The sequence below is a fragment of the Geodermatophilus chilensis genome (genome assembly GCF_002802985.1).
GTDB classification, from domain to species: Bacteria; Actinomycetota; Actinomycetes; order Mycobacteriales; family Geodermatophilaceae; genus Geodermatophilus; species Geodermatophilus chilensis.
In genome coordinates this window covers 1-2372 of the sequence record NZ_NVPT01000309.1, presented here as the reverse complement: position 1 = coordinate 2372, position 2372 = coordinate 1, and the positions used below count along the sequence as shown (strand labels likewise).

The following is a 2372-nucleotide window of genomic DNA, read 5'->3' as shown; positions in this document are numbered from 1 at the left end:
GACCAGGATCCGCAGGGCACTCCGGCGGCCATGCTCGATGGCGAGCCCGTCGATTCCTCCGTGCTCTACGACGGTCAGGCGCTGGGAGCGCTGCTGCGCCGCTGAGCGGGCGCGCCACCTTCACATCGGGACCGGAAGTCCCGGCCGTGGCGACGATGTCCAGAGAGCTGATCGAGACCCCCACCTGCGGGGAGGTTCACGCGCGCCCGGCTGAGGGCGACGACGGACTTCGGGGTCAGGCTCAAGGACGGGCAACAGCCTGATGGGCTCCTTCGGCGGATGCCGTCTCGTAGCCCTGCCCTGCATGTGAGTCCGAGCCGCGGGCCCCAGCTCAACCCGTGGGAGGGCACGGCCTCGGCCAGTCGGAGGAACCCTGCCACGTTCGGCCCCCGCGCCAGGTCGGCCGGGGCCCCGGTACTCGCCGGCGACAGCGGCGCAGCGGTGTGGATGTCACGCATGATGTCCTCGAGCCGGGACTCGCTGTGCTCGAACGTCCAGCGGTCCCGCGAGGTGTTCTGCTGCTCCTCCAGCGCCGAAGCGGCCACCCCGCTCCGCGTTGGCCGCCTTCCCGGGCGCGAAGGCGGTGCCGGCTCTCACCGAAGATCCGAACGGCGTCCGGCGGCGTCGGCATGTTCGCACCCTCGACGACGTACCGGCAGCCGTTGGGGGCCAGGACGCCGGTGATGTCGCCCCGGCTCGTTCTGCGTTGCGCTCAGATCGACCGCCGGAGGGACAACGGGGCGCCCACATCGCAGACTCGTCTGCAGCACGAGGATTCCGGGAGGCGACCATGATGACGGTGGTGACCACGGCCAAGCTGCGGTCCGGCGCAGAGGCGCAGTGGGACAGCGCGATGCGCGAGCGATTCGAGTCCGCGCGGAACCGGCCGGGCTGGATCTCTGGGCAGCTGCTCACCCCGGACGACGACAGCTCCACGCGGATGATCGTCGGTACCTGGCGCACCCGTACGGACTGGGAGAACTGGCACCACGACCCCGCCTTCCTGGAACAGCGGGGACCCTCGAACGGCTCGAGGAGGAGCCGAGTCGTTCGGAGTGGTTCCGCGTCGTCGCGGACGCGCACGCTTCGGGGTGAAGGGGGCGTGCTCCCTCGTTCAGCGATGGCGCTGCAGGTGGGGATCTCGTGGCGCGTCGTCTCGGACAGGTCGGGTACATCGGCGCAACCCATGGGTAGTCCGGGGACCGGTACAGACCACGACCTGGCTCGTCGAGCGCGACCCGGACGCAGCGGAAGGCCCCCATGACCTCGCAGCACAGTCATCCCTCGCCACCTGAGGAGGGTGAACTCGTCACCCTGGACCACGACGGTTCCGCGGTGGCGGTGACGATGCTCGACGGCGAGCTGCATGCCTTCGACGACACCTGTCCCCACGCCGGCTGCTCCCTGGCCGACGGTGAACTCGACGGGCGGACCGTCGTCTGCCCGTGCCATCTCGCCCGGTTCGACATCGCCACCGGTGCCGTCGTGGAGGGTCCGGCCCGGTCCGGGCTGACGATCTGGTCGGCAAGGGTCACCGACGGAGCCCTCGAGATCCGGCAGGAAGAGGGGGACGAGCAACCGGCGGACCCTCCGGCCGCGTCCGCAGGGAACGCCGCGTCGTCCTCAGGTCCGGACATGGACATCACCGTTCTCATCGAGCGGGAGCACGACGCGATCCGCCGTCAGTTCGAGGCCATCAAAGTCCTGTCCGACACTCATGAACTCGACACGGCGTGGACCGCCCTGACCGAGCTCCTCGAGATCCACGCCAGCGGCGAGGAGTCTCTGCTCTATCCAAAACTGGCCCGTGCCGCGGACGACGGAGTTGAGGAAGCCGAGCACGCGGTACGGGACCACAACGAGATCCGTGACAGCGTCCGTGCCGTACACGAGCACGACGTGGGCAGTGAGGCCTGGTGGCAGGCGTTCCGGAAGGCGCGCGAGGTCAACGAGGAGCACCTGCAGGAGGAGGAGCGCGACGCCCTGCCCTCGTTCCGGGACAGCACCGAAAGGGCCCGCCGGGAGGAACTGGGGCGCGAGTGGGTGGGTTTCCACGAAGAGCATCAGCACGGGCGGGGGCTCAACGGCGACGACGTCGACCCCGGTGCCGTGATCGATGATCTGGGCGATGCCTCGAGCACTGCCTAGCCTCGAGCGAGGTCATGACGGTTCGCGTGTCCCGGGACGAGACGCTGACCACGCCGACCAGCTCGGACGACCCCACCCTCGCCTCACAGAGCACGTGCCGGAGGCCCGTTCCGGTGATGGACGTGTCACAGCGGTGTGCTGATTGGTTGACGGTGGGCGGTTGGCAGACGTACTCCGCTGGGGTGCGGGCTTATTCGATGGATCTGCGTGAGCGGGTGGTGGCC

Annotated in this window: 3 protein-coding genes; 2 read left to right on the top strand and 1 reads right to left on the bottom strand. The window is 69.4% G+C overall.

Annotated elements, in window-relative coordinates; genetic code table 11:
* Window positions 1–74 precede the first annotated feature (74 nt).
* Entirely contained in the window at window positions 75–545 is a 471-nt protein-coding gene (locus tag CNO22_RS26700; RefSeq protein ID WP_232807387.1) for a hypothetical protein, read from the bottom strand.
* A gap of 245 nt (window positions 546–790) precedes the next feature.
* Here CNO22_RS26700 and CNO22_RS30320 point away from each other — a divergent pair, with 245 nt between their 5' ends.
* Complete coding sequence (locus CNO22_RS30320; RefSeq protein WP_198588637.1) at window positions 791–1264, top strand: antibiotic biosynthesis monooxygenase family protein; 474 nt, start codon at window positions 791–793, stop codon at window positions 1262–1264.
* On the top strand, window positions 1261–2148 hold the full coding sequence (locus tag CNO22_RS26690; RefSeq protein WP_100502248.1) for a Rieske 2Fe-2S domain-containing protein: 888 nt from the start codon (window positions 1261–1263) through the stop codon (window positions 2146–2148). The genes CNO22_RS30320 and CNO22_RS26690 overlap by 4 nt, the downstream gene beginning before the upstream one ends.
* Window positions 2149–2372 lie beyond the last annotated feature (224 nt).

What these genes read in the sequence shown, in the direction of transcription:
- CNO22_RS30320 (WP_198588637.1), top strand. Translation starts at nt 791, where the DNA reads ATGATGACGGTGGTGACCACGGCCAAGCTGCGGTCCGGCGCAGAGGCG.
- CNO22_RS26690 (WP_100502248.1), top strand. Translation starts at nt 1,261, where the DNA reads ATGACCTCGCAGCACAGTCATCCCTCGCCACCTGAGGAGGGTGAACTC.